Origin of the sequence: Sphingomonas carotinifaciens (genome assembly GCF_009789535.1) — a bacterium.
Taxonomy (GTDB): domain Bacteria; phylum Pseudomonadota; class Alphaproteobacteria; order Sphingomonadales; family Sphingomonadaceae; genus Sphingomonas; species Sphingomonas carotinifaciens.
This window is the reverse complement of the sequence record NZ_WSUT01000002.1, coordinates 82436-103380: the sequence shown is the minus strand read 5'-3', so window position 1 is coordinate 103380 and position 20945 is coordinate 82436. Positions and strand designations below refer to the sequence as shown.

20 protein-coding genes are annotated in these 20945 nt (G+C 66.4%); 13 read left to right on the top strand and 7 right to left on the bottom strand.

The window, feature by feature from the left end; translation table 11 throughout:
- Positions 1 to 2320, top strand: a 2320-nt coding sequence (locus GQR91_RS01815) for an autotransporter outer membrane beta-barrel domain-containing protein (protein WP_164727726.1), incomplete at its 5' end; no start/stop codon positions are given.
- 1072 nt (positions 2321 to 3392) lie between these two features.
- Here the strand turns inward: GQR91_RS01815 and GQR91_RS01810 are convergent.
- Complete coding sequence (locus GQR91_RS01810; protein WP_211368550.1) at positions 3393 to 4739, bottom strand: BNR repeat-containing protein; 1347 nt, start codon at positions 4737 to 4739, stop codon at positions 3393 to 3395.
- Positions 4740 to 5156: 417 nt separating this feature from the next.
- Between GQR91_RS01810 and GQR91_RS19420 the strand changes: the two genes are divergently transcribed.
- From GQR91_RS19420 to GQR91_RS01795, 3 genes are all read left to right on the top strand, one after another.
- Positions 5157 to 5477 (top strand): HU family DNA-binding protein, encoded by a 321-nt coding sequence (locus GQR91_RS19420; protein ID WP_149683324.1) that lies wholly within the window; start codon positions 5157 to 5159, stop codon positions 5475 to 5477.
- Positions 5478 to 5574: 97 nt separating this feature from the next.
- Positions 5575 to 5832 carry an HU family DNA-binding protein gene (locus tag GQR91_RS01800; RefSeq protein WP_149683323.1) on the top strand — a complete coding sequence of 86 codons (258 nt, stop codon included), beginning with the start codon at positions 5575 to 5577 and terminating at the stop codon, positions 5830 to 5832.
- A 142-nt stretch (positions 5833 to 5974) separates the two neighbouring features.
- Positions 5975 to 6217: a hypothetical protein gene (locus tag GQR91_RS01795; protein ID WP_174236668.1), complete on the top strand. Its 243-nt coding sequence runs from the start codon at positions 5975 to 5977 to the stop codon at positions 6215 to 6217.
- 63 nt (positions 6218 to 6280) lie between these two features.
- On the opposite strand, the gene GQR91_RS01790 is transcribed toward GQR91_RS01795, so the two are convergent.
- Positions 6281 to 6490 (bottom strand): hypothetical protein, encoded by a 210-nt coding sequence (locus tag GQR91_RS01790; protein WP_149683322.1) that lies wholly within the window; start codon positions 6488 to 6490, stop codon positions 6281 to 6283.
- Between the two features lie 226 nt (positions 6491 to 6716).
- On the opposite strand from GQR91_RS01790, the gene GQR91_RS01785 reads away from it, so the two are divergent.
- The 7 genes from GQR91_RS01785 to GQR91_RS01755 all read left to right on the top strand — a co-directional run bounded on the left by GQR91_RS01785 (position 6717) and on the right by GQR91_RS01755 (position 15483).
- Positions 6717 to 7583, top strand: coding sequence for a TorF family putative porin (locus GQR91_RS01785; protein ID WP_149683321.1), 867 nt, complete (start codon positions 6717 to 6719; stop codon positions 7581 to 7583).
- A gap of 113 nt (positions 7584 to 7696) precedes the next feature.
- Entirely contained in the window at positions 7697 to 7786 is a 90-nt protein-coding gene (gene kdpF, locus GQR91_RS01780; protein WP_037531783.1) for a K(+)-transporting ATPase subunit F, read from the top strand.
- A gap of 13 nt (positions 7787 to 7799) precedes the next feature.
- Positions 7800 to 9503 carry a potassium-transporting ATPase subunit KdpA gene (gene kdpA / locus GQR91_RS01775; RefSeq protein ID WP_164727725.1) on the top strand — a complete coding sequence of 568 codons (1704 nt, stop codon included), beginning with the start codon at positions 7800 to 7802 and terminating at the stop codon, positions 9501 to 9503.
- 11 nt (positions 9504 to 9514) lie between these two features.
- Complete coding sequence (gene kdpB / locus GQR91_RS01770; protein ID WP_149683385.1) at positions 9515 to 11551, top strand: potassium-transporting ATPase subunit KdpB; 2037 nt, start codon at positions 9515 to 9517, stop codon at positions 11549 to 11551.
- 12 nt (positions 11552 to 11563) lie between these two features.
- Positions 11564 to 12136 (top strand): potassium-transporting ATPase subunit KdpC, encoded by a 573-nt coding sequence (kdpC, locus tag GQR91_RS01765; protein WP_149683384.1) that lies wholly within the window; start codon positions 11564 to 11566, stop codon positions 12134 to 12136.
- Entirely contained in the window at positions 12120 to 14795 is a 2676-nt protein-coding gene (locus GQR91_RS01760; protein WP_149683383.1) for a sensor histidine kinase, read from the top strand. The genes kdpC and GQR91_RS01760 overlap by 17 nt, the downstream gene beginning before the upstream one ends.
- Before the next feature lies 1 nt (position 14796).
- Positions 14797 to 15483: a response regulator transcription factor gene (locus tag GQR91_RS01755; RefSeq protein ID WP_149683382.1), complete on the top strand. Its 687-nt coding sequence runs from the start codon at positions 14797 to 14799 to the stop codon at positions 15481 to 15483.
- Between the two features lie 29 nt (positions 15484 to 15512).
- Here the strand turns inward: GQR91_RS01755 and GQR91_RS01750 are convergent, their stop codons facing one another.
- From GQR91_RS01750 to GQR91_RS01730, 5 genes are all read right to left on the bottom strand, one after another.
- Entirely contained in the window at positions 15513 to 16859 is a 1347-nt protein-coding gene (locus GQR91_RS01750) for a glycoside hydrolase family 27 protein (RefSeq protein WP_149683381.1), read from the bottom strand.
- A 131-nt stretch (positions 16860 to 16990) separates the two neighbouring features.
- A complete protein-coding gene (locus GQR91_RS01745) occupies positions 16991 to 17245 on the bottom strand; it encodes a ribbon-helix-helix domain-containing protein (RefSeq protein ID WP_149683380.1) in 255 nt (84 codons plus the stop codon).
- On the bottom strand, positions 17242 to 17895 hold the full coding sequence (gene parA / locus GQR91_RS01740; protein ID WP_112384088.1) for a ParA family partition ATPase: 654 nt from the start codon (positions 17893 to 17895) through the stop codon (positions 17242 to 17244). The genes GQR91_RS01745 and parA overlap by 4 nt, the downstream gene beginning before the upstream one ends.
- Before the next feature lie 57 nt (positions 17896 to 17952).
- A complete protein-coding gene (locus tag GQR91_RS01735; RefSeq protein ID WP_160146861.1) occupies positions 17953 to 18105 on the bottom strand; it encodes a hypothetical protein in 153 nt (50 codons plus the stop codon).
- Between the two features lie 106 nt (positions 18106 to 18211).
- Entirely contained in the window at positions 18212 to 18757 is a 546-nt protein-coding gene (locus GQR91_RS01730; RefSeq protein ID WP_149683379.1) for a sugar O-acetyltransferase, read from the bottom strand.
- Between the two features lie 171 nt (positions 18758 to 18928).
- On the opposite strand from GQR91_RS01730, the gene GQR91_RS01725 reads away from it, so the two are divergent.
- Positions 18929 to 19888, top strand: coding sequence for a ferritin-like domain-containing protein (locus tag GQR91_RS01725; protein WP_149683378.1), 960 nt, complete (start codon positions 18929 to 18931; stop codon positions 19886 to 19888).
- 30 nt (positions 19889 to 19918) lie between these two features.
- Complete coding sequence (locus GQR91_RS01720) at positions 19919 to 20920, top strand: ferritin-like domain-containing protein (RefSeq protein ID WP_149683377.1); 1002 nt, start codon at positions 19919 to 19921, stop codon at positions 20918 to 20920.
- Positions 20921 to 20945 lie beyond the last annotated feature (25 nt).

Genomic DNA, 20945 nt, shown 5'->3' with positions numbered 1-20945 from the left:
TCTTGGCTCCGATGGCGATGACAGCTTCGCCACGGACGGCGATGTCGCGCGCGTGGCGCTCGGCGCCGGCAACGACCTGCTTGCGCTCGGCACCACGCGCGCGTCCGGTCTTTATGCGGGCGGCGCAGGCACCGACACGCTGCGCTTCACCGCGACCGACCCCGTCACGCTGGCGGGTACGGCAACCGGCTTCGAACAGGTCGTGCTGGCGGGCAACGCCCTGACGATCACCGGCACGCTCGGCACCGTTGGCGCATCGCTGACGTTCGGCGCAGGGGATCAGCAAATATCCGTCGCCCCGACCGGGACGCTCGCTGGCGTGATCGATCTCGGCGCGGGCAACGATGCGCTACGCCTTGCGGCTGGGGCCACGCTGAACGGCACCGTCTCGGGTGGCACGGGCAATGATATCGCCACGCTGGAGCTGGCCGGCGACCGCACCCTCGCCAGCACCACCTTGCGCGATTTCGAGACCTTGGCGACCGAAGGTCGCGGTGTCCTGACGCTTACCGGCGCGCATGTCTATGACCAGGTGCTGGCGGGCACCGACCTGGGTATCGCCAGCGATTCCTCGCTGGCGGCGACGCAGGTCCGCTTCGGGGGCGGCGACAACCGCATGCTGATCGCCGGCCGCTTTGCCGGCGCAGTGGATGGCGGCGCAGGCCGGGACAGCATCTCGGTATCCGGTGGTTCCGCGACCGCGCCGGTCGCCTTCACGTCGATCGCCGGTGTCGAGGCGTTTGGCATGACGGGCGGCTATGCGACCATCGCCGGCACCGCCGCACTTGGCGGCATCGACCTGACGGGCGGGCGCCTGGTGGGGCTGGCCGGATCGACGATTACCGCACCGCGGATCGCGGTCGGTCAGGGCGCGACCTTCGGATCGGCCGGTACCGTCAACGGCGACATCGCGGTTGCAGGCACGCTCAGTCCCGGCGCATCGCCGGGCGTCATGACGGTCAACGGCAACGTCACGCTCGCCAGCACCTCGACCTCCTTGTTCGAGATCACGCCGGCGCTCGCCGACAAGCTCGTCGTCAACGGCGCGGTTGCGATCGGCCAGGGTGCCACGCTTCAGATCACCGCGACCGGCGCGATCCGGCCCGGCACGTCCTATGATCTCGTCGTGGCCAGTGGCGGCATCACCGGCAGCTACACCAACGTTCTGAAATCCGACACCTTGTTCGGCTTCGTCGTGCAGCGTGCGGACCGCATCCAGCTCCTCGGCCAGTTCCTGGGCGACCCGCGCTTCAGCCCCCAGGTCAGCCGCTCCATCGCCTATGCCAACGCCACCCTCATCACCCAACCCGCCACCAGCACCCTGTTCGCAGCCTTGCCCTCCCTGCTGACCGCATCGGGCACCTCGGACCCGCGCGCCTTCGCCCAACTCACCCCCGAACCCTACGCCTCCGCCACACAACTCGCCGTCGACCATGCATTGACGCTGACGCAGGCCGCGCGCAGCCCTGCATTTGCAACGACACGTGACGAGCCCGGCGCTTTCACCTTTGCGCAGACGGTCGGCCAGTGGCACACGCTGCAGGGCGATGCGGCGCAGGGAAGCGCAACCGCACGCACCCAAAGCTACGGCTTCCTCGGTGGTCTGGGCTATGGTGACCGAGAGTGGTCGGCCGGGGCGTTTGCCGGCTATCTCAACGGCCGGCAGCAGATCGGCGCACTGGGCGCGCGTACCCGCGCCGATGGCATCGTGGCCGGTGTGCACGGACGCTACGGCGCCGACGCGGGCTGGGGCTTCAGCGCGTCGCTGCTGTACGACGGTGGTGAAGCGTACACCGATCGTACGCTGCTCGGTGCAGGGGGTGCAACTGCCCGTTACAACCTGCATAGCTGGGTCAGCGATCTGGCGGCCTATTACGGACTCGAGGTCGGTAACGGCTGGTCGCTGCGTCCGCGTGTCGGCATCACCTACGTTCGGACCACGCGTGAGGGGGTCACGGAAAATGGTGGCAGCGCCTTTGCCCTTGCGGTGGCACGAGACCGGCATGTCGCAGGCTTCACGGATGCGGGTGTGACCTTCGCGCGTAGTGAAGCCTCGGACGCTCCGTTCCGCCCGTTCGTGACACTGGGTGCGCGCTACCAGATCGAGGGACAGCGCACGGATGCACGGGCGGGCTATGCCGGAGGCGGCCTTGGCCTGACCGCGATCGGCGCGTCACGCGCCGAACTGGTTGGCACCGCGTCAGGCGGTGTCGCCTATCGTCTGCCAAGCGGGCTCGACATCTTCGCCACCGCTGCGGCCCAGACCGGGCGTGACGATCACCAGGAGACGATCAGCGCGGGAGTGCGCCTGCGCTTTTGATGTGACGTCCTCCGGTTTTGCCCAGTTTGAGTGAGGATTTTTTGTCCTTTGGAGCCTTTGGGCAAAGATCCGGGATATGAAGAAGCCGAGGTATACTCAGGAGCGAATTGCCTTTGCGCTAAACAGTTGGTCACGGGCCTGTAGCTTGGACAAGCAAATCCGGCAGGAGGTTCTGGCAAAAAAGCTCTGACGCCTGAACGTGTGCGAGATAGTCGCGCACGTCCAGGCGTCTCACGGTGTCAGCGAGTAGCGCGACTGCTCGGCGCTAGGCGTCGAGCAGTCGTCGATGCGCTCCTACGCCGGCTTCATCGGTCTTGCCTCTGCATTGCTCGGGTTGCCCACGCGGACTAGCGAAATTGGCCATGCCGCCCACAGCTACCACCCCTCCAAACCATAGCCGATATCTTATAATAACCATAACATGGTATTATCGTTACCGACATTTAGAGATTACATCGGTTGATGGTTGATCACGCCCTTGCTGTCCGGCAGCGGCACCCGCGCGCACTGTGATGGGTAGCGGATCCTTGATCCTCGCTCCGGCCCATTGGCCCCCGTATGAACCAAGCGCGACAGGTGCGCGGATCGCTAGTGATTTGATCAGTTCAATTATGCTTTTGACGACACCGTATAAGGGCGTCGGCGCATACGGTCGGGATTGCTGAACCCCGACCACCCGGCGGTCGGCCTTGGCCGCATCGGAGCGCGACCATAGGCACCGATCAACGCTCAAAGGCATCTTCGTGAACCTGGATAGCGATCGGTGCCGGGGCGTCCTGGCCATTTTAGATTCCGGCGCTTGTTGAATCGGTTGCGCGGCCATCTGCTAAAACAGCGCAGGACTACCAAGACCGCATGAGGGATCTGGCGAACCATATCCCGGCAATAGGATGGACGGCGCAGGTTCGGCGGTTTCAGCGGCTTCGCCGTCTGGGGCGTTTCGGATGGCAGTGATGAGAGCGTACGCTGACGGAGTGGCTCTGCGATGCCCCCACGAACCGTCCGGAAGCCGTATGATGTGCCGGCTACGACCTATCTTGGCGGACACATAGCGCGCGACACGTCGCCTGCCTCAACGCGGCGTCGCTTCCTCCACCAGCCGCAGCACGGTCGGAGTTGTGATGTCTTCGTCCGGCTGATCGCGATGCGGCGGGCGGCTGGGCCAGGCAAGCGCGACGCCGCTGCCACTCGGGTCCTCCAGCGTATTGAGTACCATGCCTTCGGGCACCGCGATCACGCCGCGCAAGCGATCCGCCAGGCGGTTCGCCGGCCGCTCCTCGATCCGTTTAAGGCTGGCGGCATCAAGGAGGAAATCGATCGGCTTGCCGTCCCGTATGACGGACACGCGGATGCGATCGCGGCCGACCGGCACCGGCCCCTCGACAAACAGACGACTGTCGAGCGAGCCTCCACCACGAAAGTCCCAGCGAAAGCCCTGCCAGCCGCTGACCTGCTGCGTCCGCCAGCGATCGCCCTCACGCCGCGCGACGAAGATCTGCGTGTTCCCGGCCTTGTCGAACTTGTGATAGGTGATCATCACCCGCCCTCCGGGGTCGAAGCCGATCACGGTGTTGTTGTTGATCATCCCGCCCTCGACCGGAACGGGATCGACGATTTCGGCGCTAGACAGGCGGATCGGCAGCGTCAGCGGAGTGCCGTCGGCCCGCGTCCAGTGCACCAGATCGCGGCTTTTGGCATAGGACAGGTCGTGGTTCGTCTCGGCCATCGGGCTTTCGCGCCAGACCCAGGCGAGATGGAACCAGCCATCCGGGCCCAGTCGTGGCCCGACGAAATAGGCGTTGCGCCGCCCTTCCCCATCGGTCAGCGGTGTCGACAGCAGGTGGCGCCACGTCCGGGTGGCGGGGTCGTAGACATTGTAGATCTCGTTGCCGTTGCCGCTGCGCCCATCGCGATATTTCATGACGAGCCGCCCATCGGCATCGTGCAGGAATATCGGATAGGTCATGCGCTGTTCGGCCGCGGGGTCCACCATCACTGGTACGCGCGCCAGGGTACGGACATCGCCCGCCTGCGTGGTACGGTAATAGACCAGCGGATCGCCGTGAAGATTGCCGACGACATGGATCTGTCCGGCCGCATCCAGCGCCATCGCGAGGTAATTGTGGCTGTCCCATCCGGTCCAGCTGTCGACCTTGTGATAGACCCAGGCCGGGGCGCCGCGCGGTCGCGAGGCGACGGTCAGTTGCCGGTTGGCATCATAATAGGCGACGATGATCCGGCTATCGGTGACGACCATCGCATAGCCGACCCGGTGGCTGGACCAGACCCGGTCGATTGCAGACAATGCCGGGGTAGCGGCCGCGATCGGCGCCTGCATCGCACCTGTCGGCGCCCCGCTTGAAAGGACCACCCCGGCGAGGAGCGCCAGGACGGAGGTGGAAAGCAGCGAAGGGAGCAAGTGCTTGATCCTCGTCAAAAGGCGACGCGTTCACCGATCTCATAAAGGTCGCCGATTATATCTGCATACCACTGCAGATTGATCTTGGATTTATATACTCATGCATGAGCATTATTCAGGTCTAGTGGCATAAAACTGTGAAAACAGCGGCATAGCACCGGTCCTTGCTGGCATGACCACTAAACCTTCCGACCGCCAACGCTTTGACGGATCTAACGGAGCTATAAGAATCAATCGGGCTCGGTTTGGAATGCGCATATGTCACGCCGGAAGGCTGCCGCGTCGCGCCTGTCCGTACCCTCCCCTCGCGCCCGAAATAGGTCGATTGTAAAGCATTACACGGCGCATTGGGCATATTCAGAACTTGATCCTTATCAGGTAAACGATTGTAAAAGCTTGCGAGCAGGAGGGTGTGCCGTGTTGCGATCCGAGTTGGTGCAGATGATCAAGGAACGGCACGCCGATTTCACGACGCGCGAGGCGGAGCTTATCGTCACCGCGTTTTTCGATGCCATCGTCAGGCAATTGCAGGCCGATGGCCGGGTCGAATTGCGCGGGTTCGGCATGTTCACCACACGGGCTCGTGAAGCCCGGCAGGCGCGCAATCCGAGAACCGGCGAAGGTGTGAAGGTGCCCGCAAAGCGCGTCACCTATTTCCGGCCCGGCAAGGAACTGCGCGAGCGGCTGAACGCGGATGCTCCTGCCGATGTCGAGTATGACGACGTCTTGGCGGCCTGACCGGTCGGCATTTTCGGCATCGGCGTCATCACCGTGTAGACAATGCTGGATTTCTTCGCGACACGTGACACCGCTGTCAGCGCGAGGAAGGGACAAGGTGACGCGATCCGATCTGATTGCCCGGTTGACCCTGGACGATCGCGGATTGACGCCAGACCAGATCGATCAATTCGTCGACCGCTTCTTCGGCCTCCTGCAAGATCGGTTGCACGGCGACACCGTCATTACCGTCTTCGGGCCCGTCCAGCACCTGCAGCTTCAGTCCACCCGCACCCATTCGGCCAGCAGGACCGGGGTCGATGTCGAGGCGTCGCTGATACCGGCGACACCACCGCCCGGCAGCCTGTTGTCATAATCCGCGCGAGGGCTCGCGAACGCCGGTGATCCCGTGCCCGATGCTTCCATGCAGCTAAATGCCTGAAAACTTTGTTCATCGTTAACGCCTCGACCTTAGCGAGGGGGCCGGGCATAGGGGCCACTCACCAAGGGAGATTACAATGATCGCAAAGTTCCTCGCCGCAGCAGCGGCCACTGTTCTGGTTGCCGCTCCGGTTGCCGCTGCTCCTGCGAACCCGGCTGCCAGCCTGTCGGTCGCCAAGTCCGCCCGCGCCTCGGCACCCGCCGCCAAGTCGAACAAGCTCGCCGGCGCCGGCATCGCTGCTGCGGCCATTGCCGCCGGCATCGCGGCGATCGGCGTGATCGCGATCGTGAAGAGCGACGACGACTCCGACAGCAACTGATCGGACCGGCATTCCTGCCGCAAGGAAGGGGGCCTTCACGGCCCCCTTTTTCGTGGTCATGTCTCAGGGGCAGTAGCGAGCCATCAATACCTCTTCTGAGTTATTATCCAGATCAGTTTCGGTCGATATAGTACCATAATGGTTGCAAGAGCGCGCTGGCGGCAGGCGGCATCCCTGATCGCCGATGATGCCGACCGGGATGCCATCGACCACCGATTGGCGACCGAGGTTGCGCGCTGCCTGTTCGCCGATGATGCCGTGTGTATCGAGCATTGGCGATCCATCGGGCAAATGGTGGAAACCATTCTCGCACCTGACTGTCTCTGCTGATCCGGGCGCGGCCCTGCCGACAGGTAACGCCTAGGAATATTTGCAAAACATATGCGCGCTATATGCGTTTTTCCCCGATCGATCTCGAATTGCTACGCGCACCAGGCCTAATCGCGCACCCCTGAAGGCGATCGTCACGGGACGGTCGTCGCTCCGAAGGGGTGTGACAATGAAGTTCCGACAGACGGCCACAATGGTCGCGTTCCTCGGCATGCCGCTCGCCGCACAGGCGCAGTCGACGCCGGATGACAGGGTCCGGACGACCGACGCTCCCGCGCTCACCATCAGCGGCGCCGCCACGATCGCCTCCGACTACCGGTTCCGCGGCGTGTCGCAGTCCGACCGGGAGATGGCGGTGCAGGCGGGCATCACCGCGGCGCACGACAGCGGCGTATATGCCGGGGTCTGGGCATCGAACCTTGCCGGTTGGGGCACCTTTGGCGGTGCCAACATGGAGCTGGACCTGATCGGCGGGTACAAGGCTTCGCTCGGGCCCAACGCCGCGCTCGATATCGGCCTCACCTGGTACATGTATCCGGGCGGCGCCGACAAAACCGATTTCGCCGAACCCTATATCAAGCTGACCGGTACCCGCGGCCCGGCCACGCTGACCGCCGGTGCCGCCTATGCGCCCCGGCAGCAGGCGATCGGCAAATGGTACAACGCCGGCGCGGATGCGGCGAACGGCAACTATACCGATCCCGGCGACCGGGACGACAATCTCTATCTATGGGGCGACGCGGCGCTGGCCGTGTCCGCTGCGCCGGTCACGCTGAAGGCGCATATCGGCCATAGCCGGGGCCAGGACGGGCTGGGGCCGAACGCCACCGCCATCGCCCCGACCGGTGCCTATTGGGACTGGTCGATCGGTGCCGACACCAGCTACCGGAACCTGACCCTGGGCGTCAGCTATGTCGACACCGACATCTCGACCGGGCGCGCAGCCTATCTCCGCCCGAGCTTCAGCAAGGGCCAGGACGGCACCGGCACCATCGCCGGGGGCACCGTCCTGGTCTCGCTGACCGCCGCCTTCTGACCCTTGGAGGACATGCCCGTGCAGGATCTGCTGTGGATCGCGATCATGGTCGGATTGGTGGCGCTGACGCTCGCCTATGTCCGCCTTTGCGACAATGCGTGAGGGGAACGGCGATGACCCTCGACCTCTGGCTGGCGGCGCTGACCGCGCTCGGCCTTCTCGTCTACCTGGTGGCGGTGCTGATCCGCCCCGAACGCTTCTGAAGGAGGCGAACCGATGACCGCTCAGGGCTGGTTCCTGATCCTCGGCTTTACCGCCATCCTGCTCGCGCTTGCCAAGCCCTTGGGCCTGTGGCTGTTCGCGCTGTACGAGGGGCGGCGCACGCCGCTTCACCGCATGCTTGGGCCCGCGGAGCGCGGCTTCTACGCGCTTGCCGGCGTCGATCCCGCCCGGGAACAGGGCTGGCGCCGCTATGCGGTGCACATGCTGGTGTTCAACGCGGGGCTGATGCTCTTCACCTATGCGGTGCTGCGCCTGCAGGCGGTGCTGCCGGGCAATCCGCAAGGGCTGGGCCCGGTCGGCGAGCATCTTTCGTTCAACACCGCGATCAGCTTCACCGCCAACACCAACTGGCAAAGCTATGGTGGTGAGGGCACCATGTCGAACCTTTCCCAGATGCTGGGGCTGACGATCCACAATTTCCTGTCGGCGGCCACCGGCATCGCGCTCGCCTTTGCGCTGTTCCGCGGGTTCGCGCGGGCAGAGACGAAGACGATCGGCAATTTCTGGGCCGATATCACCCGGATCACCCTGTATCTGCTGCTGCCGCTCTGCACGCTGCTGACCATCTTCTACATCGCCAGCGGCGTGCCCCAGACCTTGGCCGGCGTCGTCGACATCCGGACGTTGGAGGGCGCACGCCAGTCCATCCTGCTCGGCCCCGTCGCCAGCCAGGAAGCGATCAAAATGCTGGGCACCAATGGTGGCGGCTTCTTCAATGCCAACAGCGCGCATCCCTTCGAAAACCCCACCGCGCTGACCAATTTCGTCCAGATGCTGTCGATCTTCGCGATCGGCACGGGGCTGACCTGGTGCTTCGGCAGGGCGGTCGGCAACACCCGTCAGGGCTGGGCGATCCTGTCGGCGATGATGATCCTGTTCCTGGCCGGCACCACGGTTACCTATTGGGCGGAAGCGGCGGGCAATCCCGTCCTGCACCAGTTCGGCGTCGCCGGCGGCAATATGGAGGGCAAGGAAGCCCGCTTCGGCATCGCCGCCTCCGCGCTGTTCGCGGTGGTCACCACCGCGGCATCCTGCGGCGCGGTCAATGCGATGCACGACAGCTTCACCGCGCTCGGCGGCCTCATCCCCCTCTTCAACATGCAATTGGGCGAGGTCGTGATCGGCGGGGTCGGTGCCGGCATCTACGGCTTCCTGCTCTTTGCCATCCTGGCGGTGTTCGTCGCCGGGCTGATGGTCGGCCGCACCCCCGAATATGTCGGGAAGAAGATCGAGGCGCGCGAGGTAAAACTGGCGGTGCTGGCGATCGCGGTGCTGCCGCTCGTCATCCTCGGCCTCACCGCGCTGTCCTCGGTGCTGGCCCAGGGCCTGGCCGGGCCGCTCAACAAGGGGCCGCACGGCTTTTCCGAGATCCTTTACGCCTTCACATCCGCGGTCGCCAACAACGGCTCCGCCTTTGCCGGCCTGACCGCCAACACGCCCTATTATAACGGGCTGCTCGGCGTCGCCATGTGGCTCGGCCGCTTCTTCGTCATCATGCCCATGCTGGCCATCGCCGGCAGCCTGGCAGCGAAGCGCTACACGCCGGAAAGCGCGGGCTCGTTCCCGACCACCGGTGGCCTGTGGATCGGCCTCCTCGTCGGGATCATCCTGATCCTGGGCGGTCTCACCTTCCTGCCGAGCCTCGCGCTCGGTCCCATCGCCGATCATCTTGGCATGATCCGCGGCCAATTGTTCTGACAGGGGCCATCATGGCGAAACCAAGTCACAAGAGCCTGTTCACGGCCGACCTCGTCGTGCCCGCGGTCAGGGCATCGTTCGTGAAGCTGAACCCGGGCGAACTCGTCCGCAACCCGGTGATGTTCGTCACCGCAAGCGTGGCGGCGCTGATGACGGTCCTGCTCGTGATCGGGCAGGACGATCTTTCCACCGGCTTCAAGCTGCAACTCGCCGTCTGGCTGTGGCTGACGGTGCTGTTCGGCACCTTTGCCGAGGCGCTGGCGGAGGGGCGCGGCAAGGCGCAGGCGGCATCGCTGCGCGCCGCCAAGGCCGAGCTCACCGCCAAGCGGCTGAAGGGCGATGGCCGGGCGTGGGACGACATCCCCGCCAGCCAGCTCAAGGTCGGCGACATCGTGCTGGTCGAGACAGGCGACCTGATCCCGTCGGATGGCGAGGTGGTGTCCGGCGTCGCTTCGGTGAACGAAGCCGCGATCACCGGCGAAAGCGCCCCCGTGATCCGCGAGGCGGGTGGCGATCGTTCGGCCGTCACCGCGGGCACGCGCGTCATCTCCGACGAAATCCGCGTGCGCGTGACGGTGGAGCCCGGCAAGGGCTTTCTCGACCGCATGATCGCACTGGTCGAGGGTGCCGAGCGGCAGAAGACGCCGAACGAGATCGCGCTGACGCTGCTGCTGGTCGGGCTGACGATCATCTTCCTGATCGCGGTCGCCACCATTCCGGGCTTCGCCGCTTACGCGGGCGGCAGCATTCCGGTCGCAATCCTGGCCGCCCTGCTCATCACGCTGATCCCGACGACCATCGCGGCGCTGCTGTCGGCGATCGGCATTGCGGGCATGGACCGGCTGGTCCGCTTCAACGTCCTCGCCAAATCGGGCCGCGCGGTGGAAGCGGCCGGCGATATCGACGTGCTGCTGCTCGACAAGACCGGCACCATCACCATCGGCGATCGCCAGGCCTCCGCCTTCCGCGCGGTCGGCGGGACCGGCGAGGCGGCACTGGCGGAGGCGGCACTGATCGCCAGCCTGGCCGACGAGACACCGGAGGGTCGCTCGATCGTCACCCTCGCGCGCGAAACGTTCGGCGTCACCACGGCCCGGCTGCCTGCGGATGCGGAAGTCATCCCCTTCACCGCGCAGACCCGGATTTCCGGCGTGCGGGTGAACGGCTCGCTGATCCAGAAGGGCGCGGTGGACTCGATCCTGCGCGCCAGTGCGGGCGCCGGCGCGACCGCGGCCGCGACCGAGTTGCGCCGCATCACCGACGAGATTGCGCGCGCCGGCGGAACACCGCTCGCCGTGGCGCAGGACGGGCGGCTGCTCGGTGCCATCTTCCTCAAGGACGTGGTAAAGGCCGGCATTCGCGAGCGTTTCGGCGAACTCAGGACCATGGGCATCCGCACGGTGATGATCACCGGCGACAATCCCCTCACCGCCGCGGCGATCGCGGCCGAGGCGGGGGTCGACGATTTCCTCGCCCAGGCGACGCCGGAGGACAAGCTGGACCTGATCCGCCGCGAACAGGTGGGTGGCAGGCTGGTCGCGATGTGCGGCGACGGGACGAACGATGCCCCCGCGCTGGCCCAGGCCGATGTCGGCGTGGCGATGAACACCGGCACGCAGGCCGCGCGCGAGGCGGGCAACATGGTCGATCTCGACAGCGATCCGACCAAGCTGATCGAGGTGGTGGGCCTGGGCAAGCAGCTGCTGATGACCAGGGGTGCGCTGACCACCTTCTCCGTCGCCAACGACGTGGCGAAATATTTCGCGATCATCCCGGCGATGTTCGTCGCGCTCTATCCCGGCCTCGGCGTGCTCAACGTCATGGGGCTCGGCTCCCCGCAATCGGCGATCCTGTCGGCGATCATCTTCAATGCGATCATCATACCGCTGCTGGTGCCGCTGGCGCTGAAGGGCGTGGCCTATCGGCCGATGGCGGCCGGGCCGCTGCTCGCCCGCAACCTCGCCATCTACGGTCTGGGTGGCCTCGTCGCACCCTTTATCGGCATCAAGCTCATCGACCTCGTGGTCGGTGGCCTCGGCCTCGCCTAAGGAGTTGAATATATGGGCAAGGATTTCTCCTCCGCATTACGGCCTGCGATCGTCATGATCATCCTGTTCGCCGCCCTTCTGGGGCTTGGCTATCCGCTGGCGATGACCGGCATCGGGCAGGCGCTCTTTCCGGTTCAGGCGAATGGCAGCCTGGTGCGGGATGCAGGCGGCCAGGTGATCGGCTCGACCGTGATCGGCCAGCCGTTCACCGCCGATCGCTATTTCCAGACGCGACCGTCCGCGGCCGGCAAGGGCTATGACGGGCTCGCCTCGTCGGGCTCCAATCTCGGTCCGGCCGCCCAGGCGCTGGTCGACCGGGTGGGAGCCGATGTGGGCAAGCGCCGCGGCGAAGGCGTGCACGGCCCGGTTCCCGCCGACCTCGTCACCGCCAGCGGCTCGGGGCTCGACCCGGACCTGTCGCCCGCCGCGGCATTGGCGCAGGCGCCGCGTATCGCCCGTGTGCGCGGCATCTCCACCGATCGCGTCCGCGCGCTGGTGACCGGGCGGACGCAAGGGTCGGTGCTGGGCGCCCCCCATGTCAACGTGCTGGCGCTCAATCAGGCGCTCGATGCCGGTCTCCGGTAACGGCCGTCCCGACCCGGACGCCCTCCTGCGTGTCGCCGCGCAGGAGGGACGCGGCCGGCTGAAAATCTTTCTCGGCGCCGCACCGGGTGTCGGCAAGACCTATGAGATGCTGTCCGAGGGTGCGGCCCGCCGGCGCGACGGCGTCGACGTGGTCGTCGGCATTGTCGAGACCCATGGTCGCGTCGAAACCGACGCGCTGACCCGCAACCACGAGATCATCGCGCGCCGTGCCGTCCCCTATGAGGGCCGCACGCTGCGTGAAATGGATCTCGACGCGATCCTCGCCCGTGCCCCGCGACTGGTGCTCGTCGACGAGCTCGCCCACACCAATGCCCCCGGCAGCCGGCATCCCAAGCGGTATCAGGATGTCGAGGAGCTGCTGGCGGCCGGGATCGACGTCTATTCGACGATCAACATCCAGCATGTCGAAAGCCTCAACGACGTCGTCGCCAGCTTCACCCGCGTGCGGGTGCGCGAAACGGTGCCCGACAGCATCCTGGAAGCGGCCGAGATCGAGGTGGTCGACATTCCGCCCGACGAACTGATCGAGCGGCTGAAGGCGGGCAAGGTCTATCTGCCGCAGGAGGCGACACGCGCGCTCGGCCACTTCTTCTCCAGGTCCAACCTCTCGGCGCTGCGCGAACTGGCGCTGCGCCGTGCCGCGCAGGCGGTCGATGCCCGCATGCTCGACGATGTGCGCGCCCTGGGTCTGGGCGGAACCTGGGCGGGCAGCGACCGCATCGTCGTCGCGATCAACGAACTGCCCGGCGCCGACGGGCTTGTGCGTGCCGCCAAACGCGTCGCCGACAGCCTGCGCGCGCCCTGGACGGCCCTGTTCGTCGAAACCCCGCGCGCGGCCCATTTCACCGACGAACAGCATGCCCGCGTCGCCGCGGCGATGACGCTGGCGACCCAGCTTGGCGGGGCGGTGGCGACCGTTCCCGCCGCAAACGTCGTGGAAGGCATCCAGACCTTTCTTCGTGACGCGCGCGCCACCCAGCTCGTCCTCGGCAAGTCGCGCCGGTCGCGCTGGTTCGAGCTTCGCCACGGCTCGGTCGTCGATCAGGTGATCCGCAACACGCCGGACGTGACGGTCCATGTCCTGCCCGTGCCTCCCGGCAGCGATGCCGGCGGGCGCGGCCGGCGCCGCCCTGCCCGGTGGGGCACGCCGCTTGGCTATACGGCGACGACGGCGATGGTCGCGGCCGTCACGGGCGCCGCCAGCGCGCTCTTCCACGTCCTCGACCTCGGCAACGTCGCGCTGCTCTACCTGTTGCCGGTGATGGCGGCCGCCAGCTTCTTCGGGCTGCGCACCGGCCTTTATGCCGGGATCGCCTCCAGCCTCGCCTACAACTTCGTGTTCCTGCCCCCGGTAGGTACGCTCAGCATCAGCAATCCCGAAAATCTGATCTCGGTCATCGTCCTGCTCGGCATCGCCTTTGCCACCAGCCACCTGATGTCCCGCGTCCGCGCCCAGGCCGATCTCGCCGCGGCCAGCGCCAGGACAAACGCCACGCTTGCCGGGTTCCTGCGCCAGATCGCCGGCGTCAACGATGCCGAAACCGCAGCGCAGATGATCTGCGACGATATCCGGCGCCTGCTGGGCGTGCAGGTCATCCTGCTCGGGCCGGTGCCTGGCGCGACGCTGGAAATCCTCGCCGCCAGCGACCCCGCCTACCGGCTGGGGACGATGGACGATGCCGCGGCGGGCTGGGCGTTCGAAACCGGCAGTGCGGCGGGCAAGGGATCGGCGACGCTCGCCGCCTCGGAATGGCTGTTCCAGCCGCTAAAGGCCGGCGACCGCATTCTCGGCGTGCTGGGTGTCGCCAGCGAAACGGGCGCCGATCCGGTACGGCCCGACCAGCTGCCGCTGCTCAGCAGCCTGATCGACCAGTCCGCGCTCGTCCTCGAACGCCTGCGGCTCCAGGCGGAGATGCGCGATGTCGATGCCGTCCGCACCCGCGACCGCCTGCGCGCGGCCCTGCTCTCCTCGGTCAGCCACGACCTGCGCACCCCCCTCACCGCCGTGATCGCGGCGGCCGCGCAACTCCACCACGGCACCACCCCCGACCTGATCGCCACCATCGAAAGCGAAGCCGCCCGCCTCCACCGCTTCGTCACCAACCTCCTCGACATGGCCCGCGTCGAAGCAGGCGCCATCCGGCTGAACATCGAGGCGACCGATCTGAGTGATGCCGTGACCGGCGCCGCACATGACGCCCGGCGTGCGCTGGAGGGTCACGGGGTGCGGTTGGATGTACCGCCCGATCTGCCGCTCGTCCGGGTCGACCCGCAGCTCCTTCATCATTGCCTGCTCAACCTGCTCGACAATGCCGGCCGCTACGGCGATCCGGGCACCGAGATCGTCGTCGAGGGCCGCAACCGGTTCGGCGAAGTCCGCCTCGCGGTCCTCGATCTCGGCCCCGGACTGCCAGCGGGCCGGGAGTCGCAAGTGTTCGAGACATTCACCCGCCTCGAAGGCTCCGACCGCGCCGTTGGCGGCACGGGACTGGGCCTTGCCATCGTCAAGGCGTTCGCCGAGGCGATGAACATGACCGTCGAGGCGACGAACCGGGCGGACGGCATCGGCGCATCCTTCGCCCTGATCTTCCCGCCCGCCCTGATCGTTCGCGACACCCCGACCGAAGGCTTGTCCTGAAATGCCCGCAAAAATCCTCGTGGTGGATGACGAAGCCGCCATTCGCCGCCTGCTCCGCAACACGCTGGTCCGTGCCGACTACCTCGTCGTCGAGGCGGAGGATGCGAAGAATGCGCTGCATCAGGCCGCGGCCCAGCAGCCGAGCGCCATCCTGCTCGATCTGGGCCTGCCCGATCGCGACGGTCTTTCCCTCATCCCGCTGCTGCGCGCGAAAGCCGATGCCGTCATCCTGGTAGTGTCCGCCCGCGACGCCGTCGACGAAAAGGTCGCCGCGCTCGACCTCGGCGCCGATGATTTCGTCGGCAAGCCGTTCGATACCGAGGAGCTGCTCGCCCGGCTGCGCGTCGCGCTCAGGCATCATGGCCGATCGGTGACGACGCCGCAGCTCGTGCAGCGCGGCGATCTCAGCATCGATCTCGATCGCCGCATCGTCTGCCGCGGCTCCACCGAGGTGCATCTCACCCGCAAGGAACATGACGTGCTGGCACTGCTCACCCGTCATATCGGCCGGATCGTCACCCATGAACGCATCCTGTCGGCCTGCTGGGGCGGCGAGGAAGACCCGCGCATCGAATATCTGCGCATCGTCATCCGCAACCTGCGCCAGAAACTGGAGGCGCCGGCGCCGGTCGGCAGCGTGATCGCCAACGAACTGGGGGTCGGATACCGCCTGCGCACCGACGCCTGACGCGGCCGGGCCCGCCCCCATCACCAGCTTCAGGTCAAACGGTAGAGCGCGGCGCCGTGCGAGGGCACAGTGCGCGTGACATGGCCGCTTGCGGTGCCCGCGTCCTGACCCGTCCACAGGTCCCGCAACCGGACCGTGCCGGCCTTGCCCAGTTCGCGCAGGGCGATGCCCACCTCTTTGGGTTTGTCGGTGGTATTGAACAGCGCGAGATAGCGGTCCTGGCTCCCCTCCGGCCGGGCCGACCAGATGCGCGTGCCGTCCTCGACGAAATGCGGCTGGTTGTCGGTCGATGCCTGGTTGACCGCCAGCACCGCGCGATTGGTGAGCAGCGCCAGCGTCGGCGCATCCAGGTGGCGCAGGTCGCCCCCCATGATCAGCGGCGAGCGTGCGATCGACCACAGGGTCATCAGCGTGCGCTGCTCGTCGGGCGTGAACCTGGTGTCGCGCTTGCCCAGCGCCAGCAGGCCGAGCGGCAGCATGTCGGCATCGGGCCAGGCACCGGGGCGGCGGTGCGGGTTCCAGTTCTCCAGCCGGGTGAACTGCGCCTCCAGCATTCCCCAGTCGTCCCAGAAATCGTCCGAGATCCGCCACATCTGCGCATATTGGCGAACATGGTCGCCGCGGATCACCGGCGTCTCGCCCGGTGACAGGCTCAGCATCATCGGGCGGCCGGTGTTCCGGATCGCCTTGTGCGCGCCCTCGATCTCGGGCGCGTGCGCGTCATAGGGGCGGCTCATGTCGTCCATCTTGACGAAGTCGACGCCCCAGTCGGCATAAAGCTTGAACACGCTGTCGTAATAGGCCTGCGCGCCCGGCTTCGTCATGTCGACGCCGTACATGTCCGGGTTCCACGAACAGATGCTGTTCGTATCGGCGATGTCCTGCGCGCGGTACGGCGTGCCGAGCACCGGCAGGTTCTTCTTCACCGCCAGGCGCGGGATGCCGCGCATCAGGTGGATGCCGAACTTCATCCCCATCTTGTGGACATCGGCGGCCAGGGGTGCGAACCCCTTGCCGCCCGCGCTGGAGGGAAAGCGATTGGGCGCGGGGATCAGCCGGCCATAACCGTCCATCGCCGGCACCGGCTCGGCATTATATTCGTAGCTCGACGCGGCGGGCTCATACCATTGGATGTCGACGGTGAAGATGTCGTAGCCGAAGGGCAGCAGCTTTGCGCGCATGATCGCGGCGGTTTCGCGCGCCTGCGCCTCGGTGATCGTGGTCGCAAAGCTGTTCCAGCTGTTCCAGCCCATCGGGGGCCGCGGCGCCAGCAAGGTGCCGGCCGATGCCGATGCCTGTGCCCCCGCCTGCCCGGCAACGCCGACCGCGGCCACGCCACCCGCCAGGCCGGACGCCAACAGCGCCCTGCGGTTCATCTCGACATCTCTCATGATACCCCCCCCGTCCGACACATCCGCTGCCGCGTGTCCGGCAGGCGGTTTTTCTACTCGTACAATTGCAGGGTTGGGCTTGCGCGGCAATCCGTGCGCCGCGCCGATATGGCCGCCTAATCGCCGATCGGGCTCTCGCCATATTTCTTCAACACGTCGTTGAACGCCTCCGCCATCAGCGCCTGCAGGCTCCGGCCCTGACGCCGCGCGGTCATATGCATCGCCAGCGACATTTCCAGCGAAAAGAAGCCGGCGATCTGCTTGCGGCCTTCGCGGCTGGCGGGGCGCGCGGCGCGATCCTCTTCCGGCTTTGCGGCAGGAGCAGCGGGGGCATGGCTGCGCAGATTGGCGAAACTGGGTTTGCGGCTCATGCGGGCACCTTCCTGAAACGGGGCTTGGGGAGGCCGAGCTGGCGGCTCGCCCATGTGTAGAGCTGGCGGATCTCGTCCGCGGCCTTGCCCGCAGGCTCGGCCTCCATCACGGTCCGCCCCTCGGCCGCGGCATGGCGATAGATGGCGCGGTCGGGCAGGATCACCGGGCAGGGCGGCGTGCCATAGCTGTCCACCAGCTCGCCCGCCTCGGCATAGATGCGCGGGGCATTGGGTGCGCCGGCGGTGAACACGACGAAAGCCGGCTTGCGCAGCAACTGGACCAGCTTGGCGGTGGTCTGGATCGCCGACAGGTCGAACGCGCTCGGCCGACACGGGATCAGCACCAGGTCCGCCACCTCGACTGCCGCCCGCGCCGCGCTGTCGGCATGGGGCGGCGTATCGATCACCACCAACTGTGCGCCCTGTCCCATCGCCTGCTGCACCTTGGCCGCCAGCCGCGGTGGCGGGCTGTCGATCACCTCGGGCGGCGCATCCTGGCGCCATGTCGCCCATTGGCCGGCAGTGGCCTGGGGATCGGTGTCGATGATGAGCGACACCTGGCCTGCCTCCTGCCCCGCGCTGGCGAGATGGATGGCCAGCGTCGTCTTGCCCGCCCCGCCCTTCTGACTGATGATCGCGATTGTCGGCATATCGATCGCTCTACGTGTCGACACCGCGACATGTCGAGCGGCAAATCGCCGTCGACCCTAGTTCTGGTGGGCGAGATCTGCTTGCGGCGCGGGTGCGGGTTCGGCGGGCACGACCGGCTTTGCCTCCATCGCGCCGATTGCACGCGCGAGCACGAGCCCGGCCGTCACCGACACGACGATCCACGCAACCGCAAGAAGAAGGATGAACACCGCGCTTATGCTTTCGGATAAAATGATTACACCGCGCTTATGCCACGGATCACCTTATCAGAACATTGATAAACACGGCACTGAGTGATCGATTATGGCACTCTTTTCAGCCTCTTGACCGTGCCGGGTTGCCCATCACCGTGGCCCCTGCGGCCACATCGCGGGTAACGACGCTGCCCGCGCCGATGATCGCGTCGTCGCCGATCGTCACGCCCGGTACGATGATCGCGCCGCCCCCGATCCATACATTGGCACCGATCCTGATCGGTCGGCCGAACTCCAGCATCTGCGCCCGCGCGGCGGGATCGCGGGGATGATCGGCGGTCAATATCTGCACGCCCGGCCCGATCTGCGTCCCCTCGCCGATATCGACGCGCACCACGTCCAGGATCGTGCACCCGAAGTTCAGGAATACGCCCCGCCCCAGATGGATGTTGTAGCCATAGTCGCAGTGGAATGGTGGCCGGATCGTCGCGCCCGTGCCGGCGCTGCCCAGTCCCTCCACCAGCATCGCGTGCCGATCGGAAGCGGACGCCGCCAGCATCCGGTTGTAGCGCTCCAGCCAGCGCATCGCCCGCGCGGCATCGGCCGCCAGTTCGGGATCGTCGGCGGTGTAGAGTTCGCCCGCCAGCATCTTGTCTTTCTGGGTCATGCGCGCCCCGTCTCCATGGTCGTTGCTATTCCGTCCCGCGACGCGGCCGGAAAGACAATCCAGATCAAGAAACACAGGCAAAACACAAGTATTTTACGTATGCGTATCAATAACTTGGAACATAGGAGTTCGTTCGGGAGCTTCGCAACCATCCTGATGGGAGGTTCGCACATGACACAAAGCGATCAATTGCTCGAAGCGTTGGAAGGACAGGCACGACGCCGCGAAGGGCGCCGCGCCTTTTTCCGCGCCGCGGTGGGGGCGGCTGCAATCGGTGCCGGCTCGTTCCTGGTCGCCAACCGGGCGGCCGCACAGACGCTGACCGATGCCGATGTGCTGAATTTCGCGCTTAACCTGGAATATCTGGAAGCGAACTTTTATTCCTATGCGGTGTTCGGCACGCCGATCGCCGCGACCTCGGTGGGCGGCACCGGAACGCCGGGCGCTGCGACCGGCGGGCGGGCGGTACGCTTCTCCGACCCGATCGTCGCGCAGCATGCGCGCGAGATCGCGCTGGACGAGATCGCCCATGTCAATTTCCTGCGCCAGCAGCTCGGCGCTGCGGCGGTCGCCCAGCCGGCGATCGATGTCGGCACCGCGGCAGGTGGCGGGTTCAGCAGCGCGGCCCGCGCAGCGGGCGTCATCACCGGTGCGGATGCGACCTTCGACCCTTATGCCTCCGACGAAAATTTCCTGCTCGGCGCCTTCCTGTTCGAGGATGTCGGCGTCACCGCGTACAAGGGTTCGGTCGGGCTTCTGACCAACAAGACCTATATCGATGCCGCAGCCGGCATCCATGCGGCCGAGGCCTATCATGCCGCGATGATCCGCACGACGCTGGACCAGAAGGGCATCGACACGCCGACGCTGATCGCCAATACCGAGGCGATTTCCAATGCGCGCGACCGGCTCGACGGCAGCGCCGACATCGACCAGGGCATCGCCCGCGTGTCCAGCGCGGCCGGCGACGTCGCCAACATCGCGCCCACCGACGCCAATGGCATCGCCTTTGGCCGGACCGCGCAGCAGGTGCTGAACATCGTCTATCTGAACGCGGCCGCGGTCACCGCGGGCGGGTTCTTCCCGGCCGGCGTCAACGGCACGATCCGCTCCAGCGCGCTTTCCGCCTGACCTCCTCGCTTATCCCAAAGGGGACACAGCATGATCGATCATGACAGTCTGCTTGAAGTGTTCGAACTGGCGGAAAAGCGCCGGGCGGCGCGACGTCGGTTCCTGAAGTTCGCCGGCACCGGCGTCGCTGCCGTTGGCGGTGCCGCGATGCTCAGCGCGTGCGACGATGACGAGGAACAGACGATCATACCCGGCCCCTCGCCCACGCCCACCCCGACGCCGGCCCCGGTCGGCGCGGCCGATGCCGACATTCTGAACTTCGCGCTGAACCTCGAATATCTGGAGGCGAACTATTACCTGTCCTCCGCGCTCGGTACCTCCCTCGCCTCCTCGCTGACCAGCGGCACCGGCATGCAAGGCGCCGTCACCGGTGGTCGCCGCGTCAACTTCGGCGACAACAGCATCGCCGCCTATGCCCGCGAGATCGCAGCCGATGAAAATGCGCACGTCACGTTCCTGCGCCAGCAGCTCGGCAGCGCCGCGATCGCCCAGCCTGCGATCAACATCGATGGCGGTGCCAACGGCGCCTTTACCGCAGCCGCGCGCTCGGCCGGGGTGATCGGCCCGAACGAGACGTTCGATCCCTATGCGTCGGACGAGAACTGGTTGCTGGGCGGCATGCTGCTCAGCGACGTCGGCGTCACCGCGTACAAGGGTTCGGCCGCGGCGATCGCCAGCCCCGTCATCCTGGAGGCGGCAGCCGGCATCCTGGCGGTGGAGGCCTATCATTCGGGCCTGTTGCGCACGATGATCTATCGCAAGGGTCTCGATCTGCCGGTGCTGCGCACCAACGCCGGCCGAATCTCGGATGCGCGCGACAGCCTCGACGGTCCGGCCGATCTCGACCAGGGCGTGACGGGCGATGCCGACACCTCGAACATCGTGCCGGCCGATGCGAACGGCATCGTCTTTGGCCGTACCCCGCAACAGGTGCTCAACATCGCCTATCTCAATCGTGCCGCGGTGACGCAGGGCGGGTTCTTCCCGGCCGGCGTCAACGGCAATGTCCGGTCGAGCGCCGCGAACGGCTGATAACGCCGGTGGACATGACGTGTAG

What these genes read in the sequence shown, in the direction of transcription:
- GQR91_RS01795 (WP_174236668.1), top strand. Translation starts at nt 5,975, where the DNA reads ATGATCGCAAAGTTCCTCGCCGCAGCAGCGGCCACTGTTCTGGTTGCC.
- GQR91_RS01790 (WP_149683322.1), bottom strand. Translation starts at nt 6,490, where the DNA reads ATGCTCGATACACACGGCATCATCGGCGAACAGGCAGCGCGCAACCTC.
- GQR91_RS01785 (WP_149683321.1), top strand. Translation starts at nt 6,717, where the DNA reads ATGAAGTTCCGACAGACGGCCACAATGGTCGCGTTCCTCGGCATGCCG.
- kdpF (WP_037531783.1), top strand. Translation starts at nt 7,697, where the DNA reads ATGACCCTCGACCTCTGGCTGGCGGCGCTGACCGCGCTCGGCCTTCTC.
- kdpA (WP_164727725.1), top strand. Translation starts at nt 7,800, where the DNA reads ATGACCGCTCAGGGCTGGTTCCTGATCCTCGGCTTTACCGCCATCCTG.
- kdpB (WP_149683385.1), top strand. Translation starts at nt 9,515, where the DNA reads ATGGCGAAACCAAGTCACAAGAGCCTGTTCACGGCCGACCTCGTCGTG.
- kdpC (WP_149683384.1), top strand. Translation starts at nt 11,564, where the DNA reads ATGGGCAAGGATTTCTCCTCCGCATTACGGCCTGCGATCGTCATGATC.
- GQR91_RS01760 (WP_149683383.1), top strand. Translation starts at nt 12,120, where the DNA reads ATGCCGGTCTCCGGTAACGGCCGTCCCGACCCGGACGCCCTCCTGCGT.
- GQR91_RS01755 (WP_149683382.1), top strand. Translation starts at nt 14,797, where the DNA reads ATGCCCGCAAAAATCCTCGTGGTGGATGACGAAGCCGCCATTCGCCGC.
- GQR91_RS01750 (WP_149683381.1), bottom strand. Translation starts at nt 16,859, where the DNA reads ATGAACCGCAGGGCGCTGTTGGCGTCCGGCCTGGCGGGTGGCGTGGCC.
- GQR91_RS01745 (WP_149683380.1), bottom strand. Translation starts at nt 17,245, where the DNA reads ATGAGCCGCAAACCCAGTTTCGCCAATCTGCGCAGCCATGCCCCCGCT.
- parA (WP_112384088.1), bottom strand. Translation starts at nt 17,895, where the DNA reads ATGCCGACAATCGCGATCATCAGTCAGAAGGGCGGGGCGGGCAAGACG.
- GQR91_RS01730 (WP_149683379.1), bottom strand. Translation starts at nt 18,757, where the DNA reads ATGACCCAGAAAGACAAGATGCTGGCGGGCGAACTCTACACCGCCGAC.
- GQR91_RS01725 (WP_149683378.1), top strand. Translation starts at nt 18,929, where the DNA reads ATGACACAAAGCGATCAATTGCTCGAAGCGTTGGAAGGACAGGCACGA.
- GQR91_RS01720 (WP_149683377.1), top strand. Translation starts at nt 19,919, where the DNA reads ATGATCGATCATGACAGTCTGCTTGAAGTGTTCGAACTGGCGGAAAAG.